Origin of the sequence: Pseudomonas sp. HS6 (assembly GCF_023375815.1) — a bacterium.
Lineage (GTDB): Bacteria > Pseudomonadota > Gammaproteobacteria > Pseudomonadales > Pseudomonadaceae > Aquipseudomonas.
In genome coordinates, this window is record NZ_CP067412.1 from 1,947,993 (window position 1) to 1,971,072 (window position 23,080).

Annotated in this window: 20 protein-coding genes; 17 read left to right on the forward strand and 3 right to left on the reverse strand. The window is 59.1% G+C overall.

Translation table 11 applies throughout. The annotated features are described in order from the left end of the window. The first annotated feature begins 41 nt into the window (after positions 1-41). Both JJN09_RS09005 and infA read left to right on the forward strand, forming a co-directional pair. Positions 42-749, forward strand: coding sequence for an arginyltransferase (locus JJN09_RS09005; RefSeq protein WP_096822650.1), 708 nt, complete (start codon positions 42-44; stop codon positions 747-749). Positions 750-861: 112 nt separating this feature from the next. Next, the gene (gene infA / locus JJN09_RS09010) at positions 862-1,080 is read left to right on the forward strand and encodes a translation initiation factor IF-1 (protein WP_002553999.1); all 219 of its coding nucleotides are present in this window, start codon (positions 862-864) and stop codon (positions 1,078-1,080) included. Between the two features lie 1,090 nt (positions 1,081-2,170). Here the strand turns inward: infA and clpA are convergent. Continuing rightward, positions 2,171-4,441 (reverse strand): ATP-dependent Clp protease ATP-binding subunit ClpA, encoded by a 2,271-nt coding sequence (clpA, locus tag JJN09_RS09015; RefSeq protein ID WP_085732141.1) that lies wholly within the window; start codon positions 4,439-4,441, stop codon positions 2,171-2,173. 30 nt (positions 4,442-4,471) lie between these two features. Further along, a complete protein-coding gene (gene clpS, locus JJN09_RS09020; protein ID WP_011334948.1) occupies positions 4,472-4,855 on the reverse strand; it encodes an ATP-dependent Clp protease adapter ClpS in 384 nt (127 codons plus the stop codon). A gap of 224 nt (positions 4,856-5,079) precedes the next feature. On the opposite strand from clpS, the gene JJN09_RS09025 reads away from it, so the two are divergent. Then, complete coding sequence (locus JJN09_RS09025; protein ID WP_249486923.1) at positions 5,080-5,361, forward strand: cold shock domain-containing protein; 282 nt, start codon at positions 5,080-5,082, stop codon at positions 5,359-5,361. A gap of 78 nt (positions 5,362-5,439) precedes the next feature. Here JJN09_RS09025 and icd read toward each other — a convergent pair whose 3' ends face one another. Further along, entirely contained in the window at positions 5,440-6,696 is a 1,257-nt protein-coding gene (gene icd, locus JJN09_RS09030) for an NADP-dependent isocitrate dehydrogenase (RefSeq protein WP_003223831.1), read from the reverse strand. Between the two features lie 481 nt (positions 6,697-7,177). On the opposite strand from icd, the gene JJN09_RS09035 reads away from it, so the two are divergent. The 14 genes from JJN09_RS09035 (at position 7,178) to nuoF (ending at position 23,080) form a co-directional block, all read left to right on the forward strand. Next, entirely contained in the window at positions 7,178-9,403 is a 2,226-nt protein-coding gene (locus tag JJN09_RS09035; protein WP_249486924.1) for an NADP-dependent isocitrate dehydrogenase, read from the forward strand. Between the two features lie 207 nt (positions 9,404-9,610). After that, on the forward strand, positions 9,611-10,057 hold the full coding sequence (locus tag JJN09_RS09040) for an NUDIX hydrolase (RefSeq protein ID WP_249486925.1): 447 nt from the start codon (positions 9,611-9,613) through the stop codon (positions 10,055-10,057). A 59-nt stretch (positions 10,058-10,116) separates the two neighbouring features. Continuing rightward, positions 10,117-11,241 carry a tRNA 2-thiouridine(34) synthase MnmA gene (gene mnmA, locus JJN09_RS09045; RefSeq protein ID WP_249486926.1) on the forward strand — a complete coding sequence of 375 codons (1,125 nt, stop codon included), beginning with the start codon at positions 10,117-10,119 and terminating at the stop codon, positions 11,239-11,241. Beyond that, positions 11,238-11,861: a high frequency lysogenization protein HflD gene (hflD, locus tag JJN09_RS09050; RefSeq protein ID WP_096822257.1), complete on the forward strand. Its 624-nt coding sequence runs from the start codon at positions 11,238-11,240 to the stop codon at positions 11,859-11,861. The genes mnmA and hflD overlap by 4 nt, the downstream gene beginning before the upstream one ends. Positions 11,862-11,987: 126 nt before the next feature. Further along, the gene (gene purB / locus JJN09_RS09055; RefSeq protein ID WP_249486927.1) at positions 11,988-13,358 is read left to right on the forward strand and encodes an adenylosuccinate lyase; all 1,371 of its coding nucleotides are present in this window, start codon (positions 11,988-11,990) and stop codon (positions 13,356-13,358) included. Between the two features lie 86 nt (positions 13,359-13,444). Further along, on the forward strand, positions 13,445-14,620 hold the full coding sequence (locus JJN09_RS09060; RefSeq protein WP_249486929.1) for a cupin domain-containing protein: 1,176 nt from the start codon (positions 13,445-13,447) through the stop codon (positions 14,618-14,620). Then, on the forward strand, positions 14,613-15,038 hold the full coding sequence (locus tag JJN09_RS09065; protein WP_249486931.1) for a GNAT family N-acetyltransferase: 426 nt from the start codon (positions 14,613-14,615) through the stop codon (positions 15,036-15,038). The genes JJN09_RS09060 and JJN09_RS09065 overlap by 8 nt, the downstream gene beginning before the upstream one ends. 151 nt (positions 15,039-15,189) lie before the next feature. Beyond that, a complete protein-coding gene (locus JJN09_RS09070; RefSeq protein ID WP_249486933.1) occupies positions 15,190-15,927 on the forward strand; it encodes a secretin N-terminal domain-containing protein in 738 nt (245 codons plus the stop codon). 476 nt (positions 15,928-16,403) lie between these two features. Beyond that, complete coding sequence (aceA, locus tag JJN09_RS09075; RefSeq protein ID WP_249486934.1) at positions 16,404-17,729, forward strand: isocitrate lyase; 1,326 nt, start codon at positions 16,404-16,406, stop codon at positions 17,727-17,729. A gap of 546 nt (positions 17,730-18,275) precedes the next feature. Beyond that, positions 18,276-18,689: an NADH-quinone oxidoreductase subunit A gene (locus JJN09_RS09080; RefSeq protein WP_003223812.1), complete on the forward strand. Its 414-nt coding sequence runs from the start codon at positions 18,276-18,278 to the stop codon at positions 18,687-18,689. A gap of 10 nt (positions 18,690-18,699) precedes the next feature. After that, the gene (locus JJN09_RS09085) at positions 18,700-19,374 is read left to right on the forward strand and encodes an NADH-quinone oxidoreductase subunit B family protein (RefSeq protein WP_003223809.1); all 675 of its coding nucleotides are present in this window, start codon (positions 18,700-18,702) and stop codon (positions 19,372-19,374) included. A 69-nt stretch (positions 19,375-19,443) separates the two neighbouring features. Beyond that, entirely contained in the window at positions 19,444-21,228 is a 1,785-nt protein-coding gene (gene nuoC / locus JJN09_RS09090) for an NADH-quinone oxidoreductase subunit C/D (protein ID WP_016987416.1), read from the forward strand. 2 nt (positions 21,229-21,230) lie between these two features. Continuing rightward, positions 21,231-21,728 (forward strand): NADH-quinone oxidoreductase subunit NuoE, encoded by a 498-nt coding sequence (nuoE, locus tag JJN09_RS09095; protein WP_003223804.1) that lies wholly within the window; start codon positions 21,231-21,233, stop codon positions 21,726-21,728. Next, the gene (nuoF, locus tag JJN09_RS09100; RefSeq protein WP_007951458.1) at positions 21,725-23,080 is read left to right on the forward strand and encodes an NADH-quinone oxidoreductase subunit NuoF; all 1,356 of its coding nucleotides are present in this window, start codon (positions 21,725-21,727) and stop codon (positions 23,078-23,080) included. The genes nuoE and nuoF overlap by 4 nt, the downstream gene beginning before the upstream one ends.

Here is a 23,080-nt window from a genome sequence, read left to right on the forward strand (position 1 = left end):
GGCTTACACTTAATTCACCAGCTTACCCCCGAGGGTTGATCATGACCGAGTTGGCGCGGTTGAAGTTTTATGCCACTCAGCCTCACTCTTGCAGTTATCTGCCCGAGGAACAGGCTACGACCCTGTTTCTCGATCCGAGCCAGCCCATGGATGTGCATGTCTACGCAGACCTGTCGGAAATGGGCTTTCGTCGCAGCGGCGATCACCTGTACCGCCCGCATTGCCAGAACTGCAATGCCTGCGTGCCTGCGCGCATTCCGGTGGCGCAGTTCAACCCCAATCGCCAGCAGAAGCGCATTTTCAAACGCAACGCCGACCTGCAGGTGCGCCCGGTCAAGCCTGGTTTCAGCGAAGAATATTTCGATCTTTATCAGCGCTACATCGAACAGCGTCATGCCGACGGCGATATGTACCCGCCGAGCCGTGATCAATTCTCGACTTTTCTGGTTCGCGACCTGCCCTTCTCACGTTTCTACGAGTTCCGGCTCGACGGACGGTTGCTGGCGGTCGCCGTCACCGATCTGCTGCCCAACGGTCTGTCGGCGGTCTACACCTTTTACGAACCCGAGGAAGAGCGCCGCAGCCTGGGGCGCTACGCCATCCTTTGGCAGATCGGCGAGGCCCAGCGGCTGGGGCTCGAGGCGGTATACCTGGGTTACTGGATCAAAAACTGCAAAAAGATGAACTACAAGACCCAATATCGACCGATCGAACTACTGATTAATCAGCGCTGGGTCATCCTGAACTGAATGCAAGCCCTAAACCCCTTGGCGTAAACCCCATTTTTCGGGCACAATGCACGCCGCTTTTGCCTGGCGCAGTTGCACCGGGCCATTCATTGGACACCGAGGGCTTTACTGCATGTCGAAAGAAGACAGCTTCGAAATGGAAGGCACTGTCGTCGACACCCTGCCCAACACCATGTTTCGTGTGGAGTTGGAAAATGGGCACGTCGTAACCGCGCATATCTCCGGCAAGATGCGCAAGAACTACATTCGTATTCTTACCGGTGACAAAGTGCGCGTCGAGCTGACGCCCTATGACTTGAGCAAAGGGCGTATTACTTACCGCGCTCGCTAATCAAGTCAATACAAGACGCCCGGCTTAATGCCGGGCGTTTTTGTTTGTCTGGGATTTGATGGGTTTGTTGGTTTTGAGTGTATATCCGTTGCTGCGGTAACGGCGTCTTAGGGTTCCGCCCTTACGGCGGGTCACTTTTTCCAAACGCCGAAAAAGTAACCAAAAAGGCTGAGCCCCGGCGTACGGCACTTCGCCTAGGCTCAGCGTTCCCTCGCTACGGTGTCCATCAGGGGGCATCGCCTACGGTTTGCTTCGCTGCACCTCCTCTCGATGTATGCGGCTTCGCCGCACGGCGCTGCGCGCCTCCCCCCCTGATGGACACCTCCGCTCGGCCTGCCGAAGGGGCTGGAGAGCAAAAGCCAGAGCCAGAGCCAGAGCCAGAGCCAGAGCAAAGGCTAGATCAAGAGCCCCTCACCCTACCCCTCTCCCGGAGGGAGAGGGAACTGACCGCGTGGTTTGGCAGAGGTGCGCCGACGTGCGATACCGCGCTGAACTCAGTTTTTGAAAGCACACCAATGAGCTCCATCTCCTCGGGGAGATGGGATTGATCGGGGTGCTGGGGAGAGATTCGCCGACGTGCGATACCGCGTTGAACTCAGGTTTTGAAAGGACCACAAATCGGCTCCCTCTCCTTGGGGAGAGGGCTGGGGTGAGGGGTAAATCCACCACAAAACCAAAGCCGAACACGCCCCGCTCCCCCCCCCCCACTCAACACGACGAGCGTTAGCTCAAGTACCGCTTTTGATCGCAAGGCCCGTCGGCAGGCTGAGTGGAGGGATTGATCCGGGGTGGGAGCGCAGCGACCGTTTGGCGAAGCCAAACACATCGAGAGGAGGTGCAGCGAAGCAAACCGTAGGCGATGCGCCCGGATCGATCCCGGAGCGAAGGAACCCGAGCCACAGCGAGGGCCGTACGTCAGGGCATAGACCTTTTGGTTACTTTTGGGGCGTTTGCCAAAAGTGACCCGCCGTAAGGGCGGAACCCTAAGACGCCGTTACCGAAGCAACGGATATTCACACCAAACAACCATACAACCAGACAACAAAAAGGCGCCCGAAGGCGCCTTTTCGCATTACAGCAAAGCCAGCTGTCAGGCCATTTCTGCAGTGGTCTCGAAGTCAAACGTCAGCTCACCATCCTTGATGTCGATGTGAACCACACCGCCATGCTCGGCCAGCTCGCCAAACAGAATCTCCTCCGCCAGCGGACGCTTGATCTTGTCCTGGATCAGACGCGCCATCGGACGAGCGCCCATGGCCGAATCGTAACCACCGGCCGCCAGCCAACTGCGCGCCGCGTCGGTGACTTCCAGAAGCACACGCTTGTCTTCCAGCTGCGCCTGAAGTTCGGTGAGGAACTTGTCCACCACACTTTTGATGACCTCATGACTGAGGCGACCAAATTGAATGATGGTGTCCAGACGGTTGCGGAATTCCGGCGTGAAGCTCTTCTTGATCACTTCCATCGCATCGGACGAATGATCCTGATGGGTGAAACCGATCGAAGCACGCGCCGCCGTTTCAGCACCGGCGTTGGTGGTCATGATCACGATCACGTTGCGGAAATCCGCCTTGCGCCCGTTGTTGTCGGTCAGCGTGCCGTGGTCCATCACCTGCAGCAGCAGATTGAAGACTTCCGGATGCGCCTTCTCGATTTCATCGAGCAGCAGTACGCAATGCGGTTGCTTGGTGATTGCTTCGGTCAACAGACCGCCCTGGTCGAACCCGACATAACCCGGAGGTGCACCGATCAGACGCGATACGGTGTGACGCTCCATGTACTCGGACATGTCGAAACGAACCAGCTCGATTCCGAGCGCCTTGGCCAACTGCCGCGCCGCTTCGGTTTTACCAACACCGGTAGGCCCTGCGAACAGGAACGAACCGACTGGCTTGTCCGGCGACTTGAGACCAGCACGGGACAGCTTGATCGCAGTCGACAGCGAATCGATCGCCGCGTCCTGACCAAACACCGTCAACTTCAGGTCACGCTCGAGGTTACGCAGCAGTTCTTTGTCGGAACTGGTGACGTGCTTCGGCGGAATACGCGCGATCTTCGCCACAATGTCTTCGACCTGCGGCACTTCGATGCGCTTCACACGCTTCTCGACCGGCTGCAGACGCTGATAGGCGCCCGCCTCGTCAATCACATCGATAGCCTTGTCCGGCATATGCCGGTCATTGATGTAGCGCGAAGCCAGTTCCGCAGCCGCGCGCAGCGACTCATCGCTGTATTCGATGTTGTGGTGCTGCTCGAAACGCCCTTTCAGGCCGCGCAAGATACCGATGGTGTCTTCCACCGACGGCTCGACCACATCGACCTTCTGGAAGCGGCGCGCCAAGGCACGGTCTTTTTCGAAGATGCCACGGAATTCCTGGAACGTGGTCGAACCGATGCAGCGAATGTCGCCAGACGACAACAGCGGCTTGAGCAGGTTCGAGGCATCCATGACGCCACCCGACGCGGCACCCGCACCGATGATGGTGTGGATCTCGTCGATGAACAGGATCGCCTGCGGACGTTTTTTCAGTTCGTTGAGCAACGCCTTGAAGCGTTTCTCGAAATCACCGCGATACTTGGTGCCTGCGAGCAAGGCGCCCAGATCCAGGGAATAAACGACGCTGTTGGCCAGCAGATCCGGCACCTGGTTGTCGACAATGCGTTTGGCCAGGCCTTCGGCAATCGCGGTTTTACCCACGCCCGCCTCGCCCACCAGCAGCGGATTGTTCTTGCGACGACGCGCGAGGATCTGCGCGACACGCTCGACTTCCGTTTCACGCCCGACCAGCGGATCGATCCGGCCCTGGCGTGCGAGTTCGTTGAGGTTGCTGGCATAAGCATCCAGCGGATTGCCTGAAGAAGAAGACTCACCGCCCTCGTCGTCCTGCATATCTTGTTCACCTTCAGAGTGATCGCCATGCCCCGGCACTTTGGAAATGCCGTGGGCGATATAGTTGACGACATCAATGCGTGCAACGCTCTGCTGTTTCAGCAGGAACACCGCCTGACTCTCTTGCTCACTGAAGATTGCAACCAGCACGTTGGCGCCGGTTACTTCGCGTTTGCCCGAGCTCTGCACATGAAAGACAGCACGTTGCAATACACGCTGGAAGCCCAGGGTTGGCTGGGTTTCGCGATCTTCGTCATGGACGGGGATCAGCGGCGTGGTGGAGTCGATGAACTCCTGCAGGTCGTGCTTGAGTTTGTCGAGGTTTGCGCCGCAGGCACGCAATACGGTGGCGGCAGCCTCATTGTCCAATAGGGCCAGCAGCAGGTGTTCGACGGTCATGAACTCATGACGCTTCGAACGTGCCTCCTTGAAGGCAAGATTGAGGGTGACTTCGAGCTCGCGGTTTAACATAGCTTCACCTCATACCCAAGTGGTCGGCGATTAACCGTCCTTCTCGATTTCACAGAGTAGCGGATGCTGGCTTTCCCTGGCGTACTGGTTGACCTGCATGGCCTTTGTCTCGGCGATGTCGCGGGTAAACACTCCACATACTGCCCGTCCTTCTGTATGGACGGCCAGCATGACCTTGGTCGCCAGCTCGCGATTCAGGTTAAAAAACACCTCGAGCACTTCGACGACGAAATCCATCGGTGTGTAGTCATCATTAAACAAAACCACCTTGTACATCGGCGGCGCCTGTAACGCGGGCTTTGCTTCCTGAACAGCAACGCCTGCCGAATCGTCGTCGTGCTCCTGTGGAAGATCCTTTTGGAGAAGCGGGCGATCCTGATTGAATGTTAGTCGAATCTGGCTGATTGCATGCATGGAAAGAAAGGTTCGTCAGTTGTGCAAATACAGTGGTGGGGGCGGTTTGACACGTTTTCAACTCCGACTGCCCGGTCACCTTGACTATCGGGAAAACGGTGTTACAACCAATAGAACCCACAGTGGGTAAAAAAGATCCGCGGAGTCAATCTTTTTAACGGATTCGACTGCGGATGAATTGGATGATACTCCAGCGATGGAGACTGTTGCAGAGGGATTTGAGCATGGCTGTCGGCAAGGTGAAATGGTTCAACAATGCCAAGGGGTTCGGTTTCATCAATACCGAATCCTTCGAGGGGAAGGACGAGGACGGCAAGGAGATCGATTTCTTTGCCCACTATTCCGCCATTGAAATGGACGGATACAAAACCCTCAAAGCCGGGCAAGTCGTTAAATTCGACATTGTGCAAGGGCCCAAAGGCCTGCACGCCACAAAAATTCAGAATGTCGAAGCCGCAAAAGATGCCGCGTCGACCGCCGCTCAGCATCAATCAGTGACCAGCTGAAGCGACCAGAACACCTGCCAGAAACAAACCGCCCGACTCGATCACTCGAGCCGGGCGGTTTCGTTGCAGCTGTCTTTCTTACATGTGCTTGATGATCGCCTCACCGAAGCCCGAAGAAGACACCAGCGTGGCGCCTTCCATCAGACGTTCGAAGTCGTAGGTCACGGTCTTGGCCTTGATCGCGCCATTGGTGCCCTTGATGATCAGGTCAGCCGCCTCGGTCCAGCCCAAGTGGCGCAGCATCATCTCGGCTGACAGAATCACCGAACCCGGGTTGACCTGGTCCTTGCCAGCATACTTGGGCGCAGTACCGTGGGTCGCCTCGAACATGGCCACGGTGTCGGACAGGTTGGCACCCGGCGCGATACCGATACCGCCCACTTCCGCCGCCAGGGCGTCGGACAGGTAGTCGCCGTTGAGGTTAAGGGTGGCGATCACATCGTATTCGGCCGGACGCAGCAGGATTTGCTGGAGCATGGCGTCGGCGATGGCGTCCTTGACGATGACTTCACGGCCGGTTTTCGGGTTCTTGAATTTCATCCACGGGCCGCCATCGAGCAGCTCGGCGCCGAATTCTTCCTTCGCCACCTCGTAGCCCCAGTCCTTGAAGGCACCTTCGGTGAATTTCATGATATTGCCCTTGTGCACGATGGTCAGCGACTTGCGGTCGTTGTCCACGACGTATTGCAGGGCCTTGCGCACCAGACGCTTGGTGCCTTCTTTCGAAACAGGCTTGATGCCGATACCGCAATCCTGATCGAAACGGATCTTGGTGACGCCCATTTCTTCCTTCAGGAACTTGATGACCTTGGTGGCTTCAGGAGAGCCGGCCTTCCATTCGATACCGGCATAGATGTCTTCGGAGTTCTCGCGGAAGATCACCATGTCGACGTCGCCAGGCTTTTTCACCGGGCTCGGCACGCCTTCGAACCACACAACCGGGCGCAGGCAGACATAGAGATCGAGCTGTTGGCGCAGGGCAACGTTGAGGGAGCGGATGCCGCCACCGACCGGAGTGGTCAGTGGGCCCTTGATGGAAACGACGTAATCCTTGACGGCGTCCAGGGTTTCCTGGGGCAGCCAGGTGTCCTGGTCATAGACTTGAGTTGCTTTTTCGCCAGCATAAACCTCCATCCAGGAAATCTTGCGCTTGCCCCCGTAGGCCTTGGCCACGGCAGCATCAACCACTTTGATCATCACAGGGCTGACGTCGACGCCAATGCCGTCACCTTCAATGAAGGGAATGATCGGGTTATCAGGGACATTGAGAGAATGGTCTGCGTTGACGGTGATTTTGTCGCCGACGGCTGGAACCTGAATCTTCTTGTAACCCATGCTGAACTCCATTGTTTGGATTGAACATCTGGCTTGGTTCGAGCGTAACCCAGTTAAATCAACACGCAAACCCTCTGTTCCGGGCGCGACCACATCTCGTTTCGTACAAGCCTGAAAGCAAAGGGAAAAGCGCCAATCTCAAGCATTCACGGCGACTCTACGCCCCACCCCGCCCTGCGACCTTTAGACCAATGGACGAGAATCGTTGCATATGAACCATCGGCAGATTGCCAGCTACCTATGTATAATGCCGCCCGCTGACCAAAGGGTCACGACGGCTGGCCTCTCTAGCACGAGACTTTCCGCCTGATTGGTTGAACTGTTACCGCAGTCCGACTGCTTGACGCTCTACTGATGCACCCAACATCACCGCGAAGAATCTCGACATTCGGTTCATGGATGACTTTGAACGAACGCGCTTACCCGGCGCCCCTCGAGTTTCTGCGCACGCTTTAGCAAAGAAGAGAGAGTTAATCCGAATATGCCCACCCGCTCGAAGATCATCTATACCTTCACCGACGAAGCTCCAGCCCTCGCCACCTATTCCCTGCTGCCGATCATCGAGGCTTACACCGCCTCGGCCGATATCGCCGTGGAAACCCGCGATATCTCTCTTGCAGCACGTATTCTGGCCAGCTTCCCCGAGCAACTGGGCGACAAAGCCGTAGCCGACCACCTCGCCGAACTGGGCGACCTGGCCGTTACGCCTGAAGCCAACATCATCAAGCTGCCGAACATCAGCGCCTCGGCTCCGCAACTGCAAGCCGCGATCAAAGAGCTGCAAGCCCAAGGCTACAACCTGCCGGACTACCCGGAAACCGTGACCAGCGACGCCGACAAAGACACCAAGGCGCGCTACGACAAGGTCAAGGGCAGCGCCGTGAACCCGGTTCTGCGTGAAGGCAACTCCGACCGTCGCGCTCCGCTGTCGGTCAAGAACTACGCGCGCAAGCACCCGCACAAAATGGGCGCCTGGGCCAATGACTCCAAGTCCCACGTCGCTCACATGAGCACCGGCGATTTCTACGGCAGCGAAAAAGCTGCCCTGATCGACGCCGCTGACGCCGTGAAGATCGAGCTGATCGCCAAAGACGGCACCGCGACCGTCCTGAAAGAAAAAACCACCGTTCAGGCGGGCGAGATCCTCGACTGCTCCGTGATGAGCAAAAAGGCCCTGCGTGCGTTCATCGCCGCTGAAATCGACAGCGCCAAGCAACAAGGCGTGCTGCTGTCGGTTCACCTGAAAGCCACCATGATGAAGGTCTCCGACCCGATCATGTTCGGCCAGATCGTTGCCGAGTTCTATAAAGACGCCCTGACCAAGCACGCCGACGTGCTGGCCGAGATCGGCTTCAACCTGAACAACGGCATCGGCGACCTGTACGCCCGCATCAAAGCCCTGCCGGCCGAGCAACAAGCTCAGATCGAAGCTGACATTCAAGCGGTCTACGCCGTTCGTCCGTCGCTGGCGATGGTCAACTCCGACAAAGGCATCACCAACCTGCACGTGCCGAGCGACGTTATCGTCGACGCCTCGATGCCGGCCATGATCCGTGACTCCGGCAAGATGTGGGGCACCGACGGCCAGTTGCACGACACCAAGGCTGTGATCCCGGATCGCTGCTACGCCACCATCTACCAGGCCGTGATCGAAGATTGCAAAGCCAATGGCGCTTTCGATCCGACCACCATGGGCAGCGTGCCAAACGTTGGCCTGATGGCTAAAAAAGCCGAAGAGTACGGTTCCCACGACAAGACCTTCCAGATCAAGGCCGACGGCGTGGTGCGCGTGACCGACAGCAAAGGCACCCTGCTGATGGAACAGGCTGTTGAAGCCGGCGACATCTTCCGCATGTGCCAGACCAAAGACGCGCCGATCCAGGACTGGGTCAAACTGGCGGTCAACCGTGCTCGCGCAAGCAGCACCCCGGCCATCTTCTGGCTGGACCCGATGCGCGCCCACGACGGCGTGGTGATCGAGAAGGTTCAGGCTTACCTGAAGGATCACGACACCGCCGGTCTGGACATCCAGATCATGGCGCCGGTCGACGCTATGAAGTTCACCCTGCAACGCACCCGCGACGGCAAGGACACCATTTCGGTGACCGGCAACGTACTGCGCGACTACCTGACCGACCTGTTCCCGATCATGGAACTGGGCACCAGCGCCAAGATGCTGTCGATCGTGCCGCTGATGAACGGCGGTGGCCTGTTCGAAACCGGCGCTGGTGGTTCGGCTCCGAAGCACGTGCAGCAACTGGTCGAAGAGAACTTCCTGCGCTGGGATTCGCTGGGTGAATTCCTGGCCCTGGCCGCTTCTCTCGAGCACCTGGGTGTGAACTACAACAACCCGAAAGCGCTGGTTCTGTCCAAGACTCTGGACCAGGCTACTGGCCAGTTCCTCGACAACAACAAGTCGCCATCGCGCAAAGTCGGCAACATCGACAACCGCGGCAGCCACTTCTACCTGGCAATGTACTGGGCACAAGCCCTGGCCGCCCAGACTGAAGACGCTGCACTGCAAGCGCAGTTCGCGACCCTGGCCAAGACCCTGACCGAGAACGAAGCGACCATCGTCGCCGAGCTCAACGCCGTTCAAGGCAAGCCAGTGGACATCGGCGGTTACTACCACGCCGATGCCGAGCTGATCAGCAAGGCCATGCGCCCAAGCGCAACCCTCAACGCGGCGATTGCTGCGCTGGTATAAGGTTGTAGCGCTGTAAACAAACCCCGGCCCAGTGCCGGGGTTTGTGTTTCTGGCCCATTTGCCAAACAACTCAGAACCCTGTGGGAGCTGGCTTGCCAGCGATGACCATTGCTCATCCACCATTGATGGTGATTGACCCACCGCTATCGCTGGCAAGCCAGCTCCCACAGGGATAGTGTTTCAAGCTTTGGAAATTGAGGAAGACTTATGGAGTGGCTCCCCCACATCACCGTCGCCACCATCGTCGAGGACAACGGCCGCTTCCTGATGGTCGAGGAACACAAGGCTGGCCGTAACGTGCTCAATCAGCCCGCCGGCCATCTGGATCCGGACGAAACCCTGATCGAAGCCGCCGTACGCGAAACCCTCGAAGAAACCGGCTGGGATGCCGAACCCACCGCCGTAGTCGGCATTTATCTGTACACCGCCCCCAGCAACGGCGTGACTTACCAGCGCGTGTGCTTCAGCGCCAAAGCCGTGAAACACCACCCGGATTATCAGTTGGACGACGGTATCGTCGGCGCCAAGTGGCTGACCCGCGACGAATTATTGGCCCAGCGCGATCACTGGCGCAGCGAGCTGATCATCCGTTGCATCGATGATTATCTGGCGGGCAATCGCTTCGGCCTCGAACTGATCCGCCCTTCCCTTTAGCCTTGAGGCCGTGAGCCTGATAGAATCGCGTCCTTTTTCAAGACACTCATTGAATCCCTATGCGTGATCCAGCCCCTTCTGACACATCCAAGAAGCGCGTCATTGTCGGCATGTCCGGCGGCGTGGACTCTTCCGTTTCCGCTCTCCTGCTGATCGAGCAGGGTTATGAGGTGGAAGGCCTGTTCATGAAGAACTGGGAAGAAGACGACGGAACGGAATACTGCACCGCCATGGACGACCTGGCGGATGCCCAGGCTGTGTGCGACAAGATCGGTATCAAGCTGCACACCGCCAACTTCGCCGCCGAGTACTGGGACAACGTGTTCGAGCATTTCCTGGCCGAATACAAGGCCGGCCGCACGCCGAATCCGGACATCCTGTGCAACCGCGAGATCAAGTTCAAGGCGTTCCTCGACTACGCCATGATGCTCGGTGCCGACCTGATCGCCACCGGTCACTACGTGCGCCGCCGCGACATCGATGGTCGTACCGAACTGCTCAAGGGCCTGGACCCGAACAAGGACCAGAGCTACTTCCTGCACGCCGTCGGCGGCGAACAGATCGCCAAGACCCTGTTCCCGGTCGGCGAGCTGGAAAAACCGGAAGTCCGTGCAATCGCCGAGAAATACGAACTGGCGACCGCCAAGAAGAAAGATTCCACCGGAATCTGCTTCATCGGCGAGCGCCGTTTCAGCGATTTCCTCAAGCAATACCTGCCGGCGCAACCGGGCGAAATCAAGACCACCGAAGGCGAAGTCATCGGCCGTCACCACGGCTTGATGTACCACACCATCGGTCAGCGCCAGGGCCTGGGCATCGGCGGCCTGAAAGACGCCGGCGACGAACCGTGGTACGTGCTGCGCAAGGATCTGGACACCAACGAACTGATCGTCGGCCAGGGCAACAACCATCCATGGTTGTTTTCCAGCGCCCTGCTCGCTTCGGAAATCTATTGGGTCAACCCGATCGATCTGAGCCAGCCGCTGCGCTTGACCGCCAAGGTCCGTTATCGCCAGAGCGACCAGGCCTGCACGCTGGAAAGAACCGAGACCGGTTATCGCGCCGTGTTCGACGAGCCACAACGTGCGGTCACGCCAGGCCAGTCGGTGGTGTTCTATGACGGAGAAATCTGCCTCGGCGGCGGCGTGATTGAAGTTGCCGAGCCGTGGAGCGGCCAGGCATGAGCCCGACTCAGGAGCAATTGACGGCTCTGGGCGGCGTGTTTCTCGCCGCCGTGCTGGTTGACCGAATCGCCAAGACCGGTCAGACCAACGAGGCCGGTCTGAGCTGCATGCTCGGCAGCCTTCTGGTCCGCGATCCGAAAGACACGCTGGACGTGTACGGCGGTGACGACATCAACCTGCGCGACGGTTATCGCGCATTGATCGGAGCCCTCGAACGCGATCCGAGCACCTTGCAGCGCGAGCCGTTGCGCTACGCTTTGTCGATGCTTGGCCTTGAGCGGCAGTTGGCCAAGCGCAACGACATGCTCGACGTGATCGGCAAGCGTTTGCCGCAGATTCAGTCGCAGGTCGAGCATTTCGGCCCGGCTCACGAAAACGTGATCGCCGCGTGCGGCGCGTTGTACCAGGACACCCTGAGCACCTTGCGCCAACGCATCCAGGTGCACGGCGACATGCGCAACCTGCAGCAGCCGAGCAACGCCTCGAAGATCCGCGCCCTGCTGCTCGCCGGCATTCGCTCGGCACGCCTGTGGCGTCAGCTGGGCGGTCATCGCTGGCAGTTGGTGATCAGTCGTCGCAAGTTGCTAAAAGAGCTTTACCCGCTGATGCGCAGCAGCTGAACCGCGCCCGCTATACCGTTTTGAGTCAGTAACGCGTAATACGCCGGTCAGTTGGCGACGGACCGGCGGATTTTTTCATGTATGATACGCGCCCCATTTCGTTGCCCGACTGTCCGAGAACACCCCATGCAGCTCTCTTCGCTCACTGCGGTTTCCCCTGTTGACGGCCGCTACGCCGGCAAAACCCAGGCCCTGCGCCCAATTTTCAGCGAGTACGGCCTGATCCGTGCCCGCGTTCTGGTTGAAGTGCGCTGGCTCCAGCGCCTGGCCGCTCACGCCGGTATCCCGGAAGTGCCAGCCTTCTCCGCCGAAGCCAACGCTGTTCTGAACGAACTGGCCGAGAACTTCTCGCTGGAGCACGCCGAGCGCGTGAAAGAGATCGAGCGCACCACCAACCACGACGTAAAAGCGATCGAATACCTGCTCAAAGAGCAAGCCGCCAAGCTGCCTGAACTGGCCGCTGTCAGCGAATTCATCCACTTTGCCTGCACCAGCGAGGACATCAACAACCTGTCCCACGCCCTGATGCTGCGAGAAGGCCGTGATGACGTGATGCTGCCGCTGATGCGCCAGACTGCCGAAGCTATCCGCGAACTGGCCATCCGTTTCGCCGACGTGCCGATGCTGTCGCGCACTCACGGTCAGCCAGCATCGCCGACCACGCTGGGCAAAGAGCTGGCGAACGTGGTTTACCGCCTCGAGCGTCAGATCGCTCAGGTCGCTGCCGTTCCGCTGCTGGGCAAGATCAACGGCGCTGTCGGCAATTACAACGCTCACCTGTCGGCCTACCCGCAGATCGACTGGGAAGCCAACGCCCGTGCCTTCATCGAAGACGAACTGGGTCTGGGCTTCAACCCGTACACCACGCAGATCGAGCCGCACGACTACATCGCCGAGCTGTTCGACGCCATTGCGCGCTTCAACACCATCCTGATCGACTTCGACCGTGACATCTGGGGCTACATCTCCCTGGGTTACTTCAAGCAGCGCACCATCGCTGGCGAAATCGGTTCGTCGACCATGCCGCACAAGGTCAACCCGATCGACTTTGAAAACTCCGAAGGCAACCTGGGCATCGCCAACGCGCTGTTCCAGCACCTGGCGAGCAAACTGCCGATTTCCCGCTGGCAGCGCGACCTGACCGACTCCACCGTTCTGCGTAACCTCGGTGTCGGCTTCGCCCACAGCGTGATCGCGTACGAAGCGAGCCTCAAAGGCATCAGCAAGCTGGAGCTCAACGAGCAGAAGATCGCCGCCGATCTGGACGCTTGCTGGGAAGTTCTGGCCGAGCCGATCCAGACCGTGATGCGCCGCTACAACATCGAAAACCCGTACGAGAAGCTGAAAGAACTGACGCGTGGCAAGGGCATCAGCCCTGAAGCGCTGCAGACTTTCATCGATGGCCTGGACATGCCGGCCGCTGCGAAAGCCGAGCTCAAGCAACTGACTCCGGCCAACTACATCGGCAACGCTGTAGCGCAAGCCAAGCGCATCTGATCGACTGCTTGACCCGTTTGAGACGCCCGGCCGCGCCGGGCGTTTTTATTCCCGTCTGAAAAATGCTTTTTTTCAATAGGTTACATATGAATCCCGATATTCCTCTTCAACTTCTGGGTGGTCTTACGGCGCGCGAGTTCATGCGCGACTACTGGCAGAAAAAGCCACTGCTGATCCGTCAGGCGATTCCTGATTTCGAAAGCCCGATCGACGCCGACGAACTCGCCGGCCTGGCCCTGGAAGAAGAAGTCGAATCGCGCCTGGTGATCGAACACGGCGAGCGCCCATGGGAACTGCGTCGCGGCCCGTTCGCCGAAGACGAATTCAGCAAACTGCCGGAACGCGAGTGGACCCTGCTGGTACAGGCTGTCGATCAGTTCGTGCCGGAAGTCAGCGATCTGCTGGAAAACTTCCGTTTCCTGCCGAGCTGGCGTGTCGACGACGTGATGATCAGCTTCGCCGCCCCGGGTGGCAGCGTCGGTCCGCACTTCGACAACTATGACGTGTTCCTGCTGCAAGGCCACGGCAAGCGCAACTGGAAAATCGGCCAGATGTGCGACTCCGAAAGCCCACTGCTGCAACACGCAGACCTGCGCATCCTCGCCGAATTCCACGAGACCGAAGAGTGGGTCCTGGAACCGGGCGACATGCTCTACCTGCCGCCGCGCCTGGCTCACTGCGGCGTTGCCGTGGACGACTGCATGACCTACTCGGTCGGTTTCCGCGCACCGAGCGCCGCTGAAGTGCTGACCCACTTCACCGACTTCCTCAGCCAGTTCCTGACTGACGAAGAACGCTACACCGACGCCGATGCGAAACCGGTCAGCGATGACCCACACCAGATCCAGCACGATGCACTCGGCCGTCTGAAAGCGCTGCTCGCCGAGCACATGAGCGACGAACGCCTGCTGCTGACCTGGTTCGGCCAGTACATGACCGAGCCACGCTACCCCGAGCTGGTGGTCGGACCGGAAGAAGTCGAGGAAGGAGACCTCCTCGGCGCACTCGAAGATGGCGCCATCCTGATTCGCAACCCGAGCGCGCGCCTGGCGTGGTCGGACGTCGATGACGATCTGCTGCTGTTCGCCAGCGGCCAGAGCCGCTATCTGCCGGGCAAGCTGCGCGAACTGCTGAAGCTGATCTGCTCCGCCGACGCCCTGCACACCGACAACCTCGGTGACTGGCTGAACGACGAAGATGGTCGCGGCCTGCTGTGCGAACTGGTCAAGCAAGGGAGCCTGGGGTTCGCCGACGATGAATAAGATTCGCGTACGTGTTGCAGACTGGCAAAAGGACAACGCCGAGATCCGCCGCATTCGCGAAACGGTGTTCATTGCCGAACAATCGGTCCCGCCAGAGCTTGAGTGGGACGCCGATGACGCTACAGCGGTGCATTTCCTGGCCTTCGAAGGCGACTTTCCGATCGGCACCGCCCGCCTGCTGCCCGACGGGCACGTCGGCCGGGTTTCGGTGCTCAAGGACTGGCGCGGGCTGAAGGTCGGCGACGCGCTGATGCAAGCGGTTATCGCCGAAGCTGAAGCTCGCGGACTGAAGCAACAAATGCTCAGCGCGCAGGTGCAAGCCACGGCGTTCTATGAGCGCCTGGGCTTCAGCCTGGTCAGCGAGGAATTCCTGGAAGCAGGGATTCCGCATGTCGACATGGTTCGCCATTCGGCCTGAAGCCTGCGGCCCGCCGCAAAGCTTGATTTACACCACAAAACGCCCCGCCATCTCATGATGCCGGGGCGTTTTGCTGTCTACGATTCAACTTGCCCCACCCCGGGCCGACAAACTGGCAATATCAAGCCTTTCGAAAGCGGAGATAACGGACATGTCCCTACGCACCCTGCTCACCACCCTGCTGCTCGGCTGCAGTTTTTCGGTGATGGCAGCCACAGAAATCGTGCCCCTCAAGTACCACACTAGCGCTGACATGCTGCCGGTCGCCCAGGACTTCATCGGCAAGGACGGCCAGGTCAGCGCCTATGGCAACCAACTGATCGTCAAGGCCGAACCGGACAAGATCCAAGAACTGAAGGCCCTGCTGACCCAACTGGACACTGCGCCCAAACGCCTGCTGATCACCGTCGACACCAACGAAAACAACCAACAGAACACCGGAGACCTGCAAACCAGGATCATCAACTACAGCACCTCCAGCCGCGACGGCGGCATCCAGCAGATCCAGGCCAGTGAAGGCGCGCCCGCGCTGATCCAGGTCGGCCAGAGCGTGCCGATCACCAGCAGCCAGACCAATTCCTACGGCGATTACAGCAGCCAGACCCAGTATCGCAACGTCACTCGAGGCTTCTACGTCACCGCCAGCGTCACCGGCGACACCGTTCACCTGGCTATCAGTACCAACCGTGACCGCATGAGCCAGGAACGTCCCGATGTAGTGAACGTGCAGAGCACCGACACAACCGTCACCGGACGCCTGGGCGAATGGATCACCCTCGCCGGCGTGAACCGCGAAACTCAAGCCGACAAACAGGGCCTGACCCGCAGCTACTCGACTCAAGGCCGGGACGACATGACGTTGCGAGTGAAAGTCGACACGCTGGACTAAAGCACCAAAAACTGACTGATTAGTCGTATTAGACGAAAGATGTAGTGCTTGAAAAAAAGCACTACAAAACGTTTGACGAGCCAAAAAAGCGAAGGCATGATGGCCTCGCTCCCGCTAATCAGAGGCCTTGGCAAGGGCCTTCGAAGCGATGCTCGCACCCATCCCCGCGAGCCGTTTCGTGTCTGTACCGCCCACAAGGTGTGTTTGACGAGGTTGCCGACTGGAACGAAGTTGTCCCGAGGGACGGAAGCGTAATTAGGTAACCCGGCTTTGCACTGTAGTTCGTATAAAGGCCCACGACGCCCGAATGCGCCCGCCAGTTCGCCTTTACCTGCTCACTTCCCCTCGAGCCCATCGTTCATCCCGTCGCCTGCCCCGCCGAACCCGACCTGACCACCTAAGCTTCTGGTCAGCGAGCGCAAGGAATTTTCCACCGCAGAACAACTTTTCATAAAGACGCGACGAGGTTTATCTCCATGGCACAGACACGCGAACAGCAAATTGCAGCCCTTGAAAAAGACTGGGCTGAAAACCCGCGCTGGAAAGGCGTGACTCGCAATTACTCCGCTGCTGACGTCGTCCGTCTGCGTGGCTCGGTTCAACCAGAGCACACCTTTGCAAAAATGGGCGCCGAAAAACTGTGGAACCTGGTCACCCAGGGTGCCAAGCCGTCCTTCCGCCCAGAGAAAGATTTCGTCAACTGCATGGGCGCCCTGACCGGCGGCCAGGCTGTTCAGCAGGTTAAAGCCGGCATCCAGGCGATCTACCTGTCGGGCTGGCAAGTCGCTGCGGACAACAACTCCGCCGAATCGATGTACCCGGACCAGTCGCTGTACCCGGTGGATTCGGTTCCGACCGTGGTCAAGCGCATCAACAACTCGTTCCGTCGCGCCGACCAGATCCAGTGGAAAGCCGGCAAGAACCCGGGCGACGAAGGCTACATCGACTACTTCGCGCCAATCGTGGCTGACGCCGAAGCCGGCTTCGGCGGCGTACTGAACGCCTACGAACTGATGAAGAGCATGATCGAAGCAGGCGCCGCCGGCGTTCACTTCGAAGACCAGTTGGCTTCCGTGAAGAAATGCGGCCACATGGGCGGCAAGGTTCTGGTTCCAACCCAGGAAGCCGTGCAGAAGCTGACCGCTGCTCGTCTGGCTGCCGACGTTGCCGGCGTACCAACCATTATCCTGGCCCGTACCGACGCCAACGCTGCCGACCTGCTGACCTCCGACTGCGACCCGTACGACCAGCCGTTCGTAACCGGCACCCGCACTCAGGAAGGCTTCTACAAGGTGCGTGCAGGTCTGGACCAGGCAATCGCCCGCGGCCTGGCCTACGCACCGTACGCCGACCTGATCTGGTGCGAAACCGCCAAGCCGGATCTGGACGAAGCCCGTCGCTTTGCTGAAGCGATCAAGAAGGAATACCCGGACCAACTGCTGTCGTACAACTGCTCGCCTTCCTTCAACTGGAAGAAAAACCTGGACGACGCGACCATCGCCAAGTTCCAGCGTGAACTGTCCGCCATGGGTTACAAGCACCAGTTCATCACCCTGGCCGGCATTCACAACATGTGGCACAGCATGTTCAACCTGGCGCACGACTACGCCCGCAACGACATGACTGCCTACGTGAAGCTGCAAGAGCAGGAATTCGCTGACGCCGCCAAGGGTTACACCTTCGTGGCTCACCAGCAGGAAGTGGGCACTGGCTACTTCGACGACATGACCACCGTGATCCAGGGCGGCTCGTCCTCGGTGACCGCGCTGACCGGTTCGACCGAAGAAGAACAGTTCCACTGATCGACTTCGCCTGAGCGAACGGCCTTTGCGGACCGTGTAGAAAGCTAACCGCATTGCCGAAAGACTGACGCCCCGACTGGTTCGGGGCGTTTTTTTTGCCTGCGGCTTTCGGAGCACCTCGAGGACGGCACAACCTGCGAGACAAAACATTGATCCAGAGCGCTATCCGCGTCACAAAAATCGGTTAAAACGTGCGCCGCCGCTACTTGCAGTAACGCGGATATAAGACAACTTCCCAACTGCCCAATCGCTAAACAGTTACAAAACCACTCCAAACGATATTAATTATCATTTAGCGGCAACTATGTTCGTTACATTTCCTACAAAACATAATTCGTGAAATCCCGGCTAATGCCCGCAACGCATGGGCTGCGGGGTCATAAAGGTGCGCTATGTCCTTATTCCAATAAATAATTTCGCTATAGGAATTTTACTTGCAGGGTGTTTAGCCATAAAATCAGCGCGATTGATTGCTGCGACATATCGTCACTGCCTTATTTCTTTATCAAGCTCAGAGACCTTTGCTCTCTGTTAAGGATTACCAGCATGCCCGAAGCGACAGGACTCATGGCCCACAACTGGGGCTTTGCCATTTTCCTTCTGGGTGTAGTCGGCCTGTGTGCCTTCATGCTCGGCGTCTCCAGCCTCCTCGGGTCAAAAGCCTGGGGCCGCAGCAAAAACGAACCGTTCGAGTCCGGCATGCTACCTACCGGTGGCGCCCGCTTGCGGCTCTCAGCCAAATTCTATCTGGTCGCGATGCTGTTCGTGATCTTCGATATCGAAGCCCTCTTTCTCTTTGCATGGTCTGTGTCCGTCCGCGAAAGCGGCTGGACCGGATTCGTCGAAGCTCTCGTTTTCATAGCAATTCTGTTGGCAGGTCTTGTCTACCTGTTCCGAGTGGGCGCCCTTGACTGGGCTCCGGAAGCTCGTCGCAAGCGGCAGGCGAAGCTGAAACAATGAGGCTTTGGCAATGCAATACAATCTCACCAGAATCGACCCCGATGCTCCTAACGAGCAGTATCCGATTGGCGAACGGGAAACCGTTTCCGATCCGTTAGAAGATCAAGTCCACAAAAACATTTTCATGGGCAAGCTGGAAGACGTGCTGAGTGGCGCGGTCAACTGGGGACGTAAGAACTCCCTGTGGCCGTACAACTTCGGTCTTTCGTGCTGCTACGTGGAAATGACCACGGCCTTCACGGCGCCCCACGACATCGCGCGCTTCGGCGCCGAAGTCATCCGGGCATCACCGCGTCAGGCCGACTTCATGGTTATCGCCGGTACGTGCTTCATCAAGATGGCGCCGATCATTCAGCGTCTGTACGAGCAGATGCTCGAGCCCAAATGGGTGATCTCGATGGGTTCGTGCGCCAACTCCGGTGGCATGTACGACATCTACTCCGTGGTGCAAGGGGTGGACAAGTTCCTGCCCGTTGACGTCTACGTACCTGGCTGCCCGCCCCGTCCGGAAGCATTTCTGCAAGGCTTGATGCTGTTGCAGGAATCTATTGGCCAGGAGCGTCGCCCACTTTCCTGGGTCGTTGGCGATCAAGGCGTTTATCGCGCCGACATGCCTTCGCAGAAGGAACAGCGCCGCGAACAGCGAATCGCAGTCACCAACCTGCGCAGCCCTGACGAAGTCTGATCCAGTCTGTTTCAAAGAAACGAGAAGCTGGCTTCATTCTTTACGTTGACCGAAAGCGAAAAAATAACCATGACTACAGGCAGTGCTCTGTACATCCCGCCTTATAAGGCAGACGACCAGGATGTGGTCGTCGAACTGAACAATCGTTTTGGCCCCGAGGCGTTCACCGCCCAGCCGACCCGCACCGGCATGCCGGTGCTGTGGGTGGCGCGTGCCAAACTCGTCGAAGTCCTGACCTTCCTGCGCAACCTGCCCAAGCCGTACGTCATGCTCTATGACCTGCACGGCGTGGACGAGCGTCTGCGCACCAAGCGTCAAGGCCTGCCGAGCGACGCCGAGTTCACCGTGTTCTATCACCTCATGTCGCTGGAACGTAATAGTGACGTGATGATCAAGGTTGCCTTGTCCGAGAGCGACCTCAGCTTGCCGACCGTCACCAGCATCTGGCCGAACGCCAACTGGTACGAGCGTGAAGTCTGGGACATGTTCGGTATCGACTTCAAAGGTCACCCTCACCTGTCGCGCATCATGATGCCGCCGACCTGGGAAGGTCACCCGCTGCGCAAGGACTTCCCGGCGCGCGCCACCGAATTCGATCCGTACAGCCTGAACCTGGCCAAGCAGCAGCTTGAGGAAGAAGCCGCGCGTTTCCGTCCTGAAGACTGGGGCATGAAGCGTTCCGGCCCGAACGAGGACTACATGTTCCTCAACCTGGGTCCGAACCACCCTTCGGCTCACGGTGCCTTCCGCATCATCCTGCAACTGGACGGTGAAGAGATCGTCGACTGCGTTCCGGACATCGGTTACCACCACCGTGGCGCCGAGAAGATGGCCGAGCGTCAGTCCTGGCACAGCTTCATTCCGTACACCGACCGCATCGACTACCTCGGCGGCGTGATGAACAACCTGCCGTACGTGCTCTCGGTCGAGAAGCTGGCCGGCATCAAGGTGCCCGAGAAGGTCGACGTCATCCGCATCATGATGGCCGAGTTCTTCCGGATCACCAGCCACCTGCTGTTCCTGGGTACTTACATCCAGGACGTCGGTGCCATGACTCCGGTGTTCTTCACCTTCACCGACCGCCAGAAGGCGTACACGGTGATCGAAGCCATCACCGGTTTCCGTCTGCACCCGGCCTGGTACCGCATCGGTGGTGTCGCCCACGACCTGCCACGCGGCTGGGAAAAACTGGTGAAAGACTTCGTTGAATGGCTGCCAAAGCGCCTCGACGAATACACCAAGGCTGCCCTGCAGAACAGCATTCTCAAGGGTCGTACCATCGGCGTTGCGCAGTACAACACCAAAGAGGCCCTGGAATGGGGCGTCACCGGTGCCGGCCTGCGCTCCACCGGTTGCGACTTCGACCTGCGTAAAGCGCGTCCGTACTCCGGCTACGAGAACTTCGAGTTCGAAGTGCCGCTGGCCGCCAACGGCGATGCCTACGACCGCTGCATGGTTCGCGTCGAAGAGATGCGCCAGAGCATCAAGATCATCGACCAGTGCATGCGCAACATGCCGGAAGGCCCGTACAAAGCGGATCACCCGCTGACCACGCCGCCGCCGAAAGAGCGCACGCTGCAACACATCGAAACCTTGATCACGCACTTCCTGCAAGTTTCGTGGGGCCCGGTCATGCCGGCCAACGAATCCTTCCAGATGATCGAAGCGACCAAGGGCATCAACAGTTATTACCTGACGAGCGACGGCGGCACCATGAGCTACCGTACCCGGATCCGCACTCCAAGCTTCCCGCATCTGCAACAGATCCCTTCGGTGATCAAAGGCAGCATGGTCGCGGACATGATTGCGTACCTGGGTAGTATCGATTTCGTTATGGCCGACGTGGACCGCTAAGCATGAACAGCACGCTTATCCAGACAGACCGTTTCACCTTGAGTGAAACCGAGCGCTCGGCCATCGAGCACGAGCTGCATCACTACGAAGACCCGCGCGCGGCGTCGATCGAAGCCCTGAAGATCGTTCAGAAAGAACGCGGCTGGGTGCCGGACGGCGCTCTGTACGCCATCGGCGAGATCCTCGGCATCCCGGCCAGCGACGTTGAAGGCGTAGCCACGTTCTACAGCCAGATCTTCCGTCAGCCGGTCGGCCGTCACATCATTCGCGTCTGCGACAGCATGGTCTGCTACATCGGTGGCCACGAGTCGGTCGTCAGCGAAATCCAGAACAACCTGGGTATCGGCCTGGGCCAGACCACCGCCGACGGTCGCTTCACCCTGCTGCCGGTCTGCTGCCTCGGCAACTGCGACAAGGCACCGGCGCTGATGATCGATGACGACACCTTTGGCGATGTCCAGCCTGCCGGCGTCGCCAAACTGCTCGAGGGCTACGTATGACCCTGACCTCTTTCGGTCCTGCCAACCGCATCCAGCGTTCGGCCGAGACTCACCCGCTGACCTGGCGCCTGCGTGACGACGGCGAAGCCGTGTGGCTCGACGAGTACCAGGCCAAGAACGGTTACGCCGCTGCGCGCAAAGCCTTCGCCGACATGGATCAGGACGCCATCGTCCAGACCGTGAAAGACGCGGGCCTCAAAGGTCGCGGCGGTGCAGGCTTCCCCACTGGCGTGAAGTGGGGCCTGATGCCAAAGGATGAATCCATCAACATCCGCTACCTGCTGTGCAACGCGGATGAAATGGAGCCGAACACCTGGAAAGACCGCATGCTGATGGAGCAACTGCCCCATCTGCTGATCGAAGGCATGCTGATCAGCGCCCGCGCGCTGAAAACCTACCGTGGCTACATCTTCCTGCGTGGCGAGTACACCACCGCCGCCAAGCACCTGAACCGTGCCGTGGAAGAAGCCAAGGCAGCGGGCCTGCTGGGCAAGAACATCCTGGGCAGCGGCTTCGATTTCGAGCTGTTCGTCCACACCGGCGCCGGGCGTTACATCTGCGGTGAAGAAACCGCACTGATCAACTCCCTCGAAGGCCGCCGCGCCAACCCGCGCTCCAAGCCGCCCTTCCCTGCCGCCGTTGGCGTGTGGGGCAAGCCGACTTGCGTGAACAACGTTGAAACCCTGTGCAACGTGCCGGCGATCATTGCCGACGGCGTGGACTGGTACAAATCGTTGGCCCGCGACGGCAGCGAAGACATGGGCACCAAGCTCATGGGCTTCTCCGGCAAGGTCAAGAACCCTGGCCTGTGGGAACTGCCATTCGGCGTGACCGGTCGCGAGCTGTTCGAAGACTATGCCGGCGGCATGCGCGACGGCTTCAAGCTGAAAGCCTGGCAGCCAGGCGGCGCCGGTACCGGTTTCCTGTTGCCTGAACACCTCGACGCACAAATGTACGCCGGCGGCATCGCCAAAGTGGGCACCCGTATGGGTACCGGCCTGGCCATGGCGGTGGACGACAGCGTCAACATGGTGTCCCTGCTGCGCAACATGGAGCAGTTCTTCGCGCGTGAATCCTGCGGTTTCTGCACCCCTTGCCGTGATGGCCTGCCATGGAGCGTCAAGCTGCTGATGGCCATCGAACAAGGACGCGGCCAGCCAGGCGACATCGAGACCCTGCTGGGTCTGGTCAACTTCCTCGGCCCGGGCAAGACCTTCTGTGCTCACGCACCGGGTGCCGTGGAGCCGTTGGGCAGTGCCATCAAATACTTCCGTCCAGAGTTCGAAGCCGGTATCGCGCCCGCAAGCGCCGCCGTCCCGCCTCTGGCAAAGCCGATCGTAGTCGGCGCGTAA

Excerpts from the sequence above, each read along its gene's own strand:
- JJN09_RS09040 (WP_249486925.1), top strand. The coding sequence starts at position 9,611 with ATGGAGTGGCTCCCCCACATCACCGTCGCCACCATCGTCGAGGACAAC.
- icd (WP_003223831.1), bottom strand. The coding sequence starts at position 6,696 with ATGGGTTACAAGAAGATTCAGGTTCCAGCCGTCGGCGACAAAATCACC.
- JJN09_RS09060 (WP_249486929.1), top strand. The coding sequence starts at position 13,445 with ATGAATCCCGATATTCCTCTTCAACTTCTGGGTGGTCTTACGGCGCGC.
- nuoE (WP_003223804.1), top strand. The coding sequence starts at position 21,231 with ATGAACAGCACGCTTATCCAGACAGACCGTTTCACCTTGAGTGAAACC.
- mnmA (WP_249486926.1), top strand. The coding sequence starts at position 10,117 with ATGCGTGATCCAGCCCCTTCTGACACATCCAAGAAGCGCGTCATTGTC.
- JJN09_RS09035 (WP_249486924.1), top strand. The coding sequence starts at position 7,178 with ATGCCCACCCGCTCGAAGATCATCTATACCTTCACCGACGAAGCTCCA.
- JJN09_RS09025 (WP_249486923.1), top strand. The coding sequence starts at position 5,080 with ATGGCTGTCGGCAAGGTGAAATGGTTCAACAATGCCAAGGGGTTCGGT.
- hflD (WP_096822257.1), top strand. The coding sequence starts at position 11,238 with ATGAGCCCGACTCAGGAGCAATTGACGGCTCTGGGCGGCGTGTTTCTC.
- purB (WP_249486927.1), top strand. The coding sequence starts at position 11,988 with ATGCAGCTCTCTTCGCTCACTGCGGTTTCCCCTGTTGACGGCCGCTAC.
- nuoC (WP_016987416.1), top strand. The coding sequence starts at position 19,444 with ATGACTACAGGCAGTGCTCTGTACATCCCGCCTTATAAGGCAGACGAC.
- JJN09_RS09080 (WP_003223812.1), top strand. The coding sequence starts at position 18,276 with ATGCCCGAAGCGACAGGACTCATGGCCCACAACTGGGGCTTTGCCATT.
- clpA (WP_085732141.1), bottom strand. The coding sequence starts at position 4,441 with ATGTTAAACCGCGAGCTCGAAGTCACCCTCAATCTTGCCTTCAAGGAG.
- JJN09_RS09005 (WP_096822650.1), top strand. The coding sequence starts at position 42 with ATGACCGAGTTGGCGCGGTTGAAGTTTTATGCCACTCAGCCTCACTCT.
- infA (WP_002553999.1), top strand. The coding sequence starts at position 862 with ATGTCGAAAGAAGACAGCTTCGAAATGGAAGGCACTGTCGTCGACACC.
- clpS (WP_011334948.1), bottom strand. The coding sequence starts at position 4,855 with ATGCATGCAATCAGCCAGATTCGACTAACATTCAATCAGGATCGCCCG.
- JJN09_RS09065 (WP_249486931.1), top strand. The coding sequence starts at position 14,613 with ATGAATAAGATTCGCGTACGTGTTGCAGACTGGCAAAAGGACAACGCC.
- aceA (WP_249486934.1), top strand. The coding sequence starts at position 16,404 with ATGGCACAGACACGCGAACAGCAAATTGCAGCCCTTGAAAAAGACTGG.
- JJN09_RS09070 (WP_249486933.1), top strand. The coding sequence starts at position 15,190 with ATGTCCCTACGCACCCTGCTCACCACCCTGCTGCTCGGCTGCAGTTTT.
- nuoF (WP_007951458.1), top strand. The coding sequence starts at position 21,725 with ATGACCCTGACCTCTTTCGGTCCTGCCAACCGCATCCAGCGTTCGGCC.
- JJN09_RS09085 (WP_003223809.1), top strand. The coding sequence starts at position 18,700 with ATGCAATACAATCTCACCAGAATCGACCCCGATGCTCCTAACGAGCAG.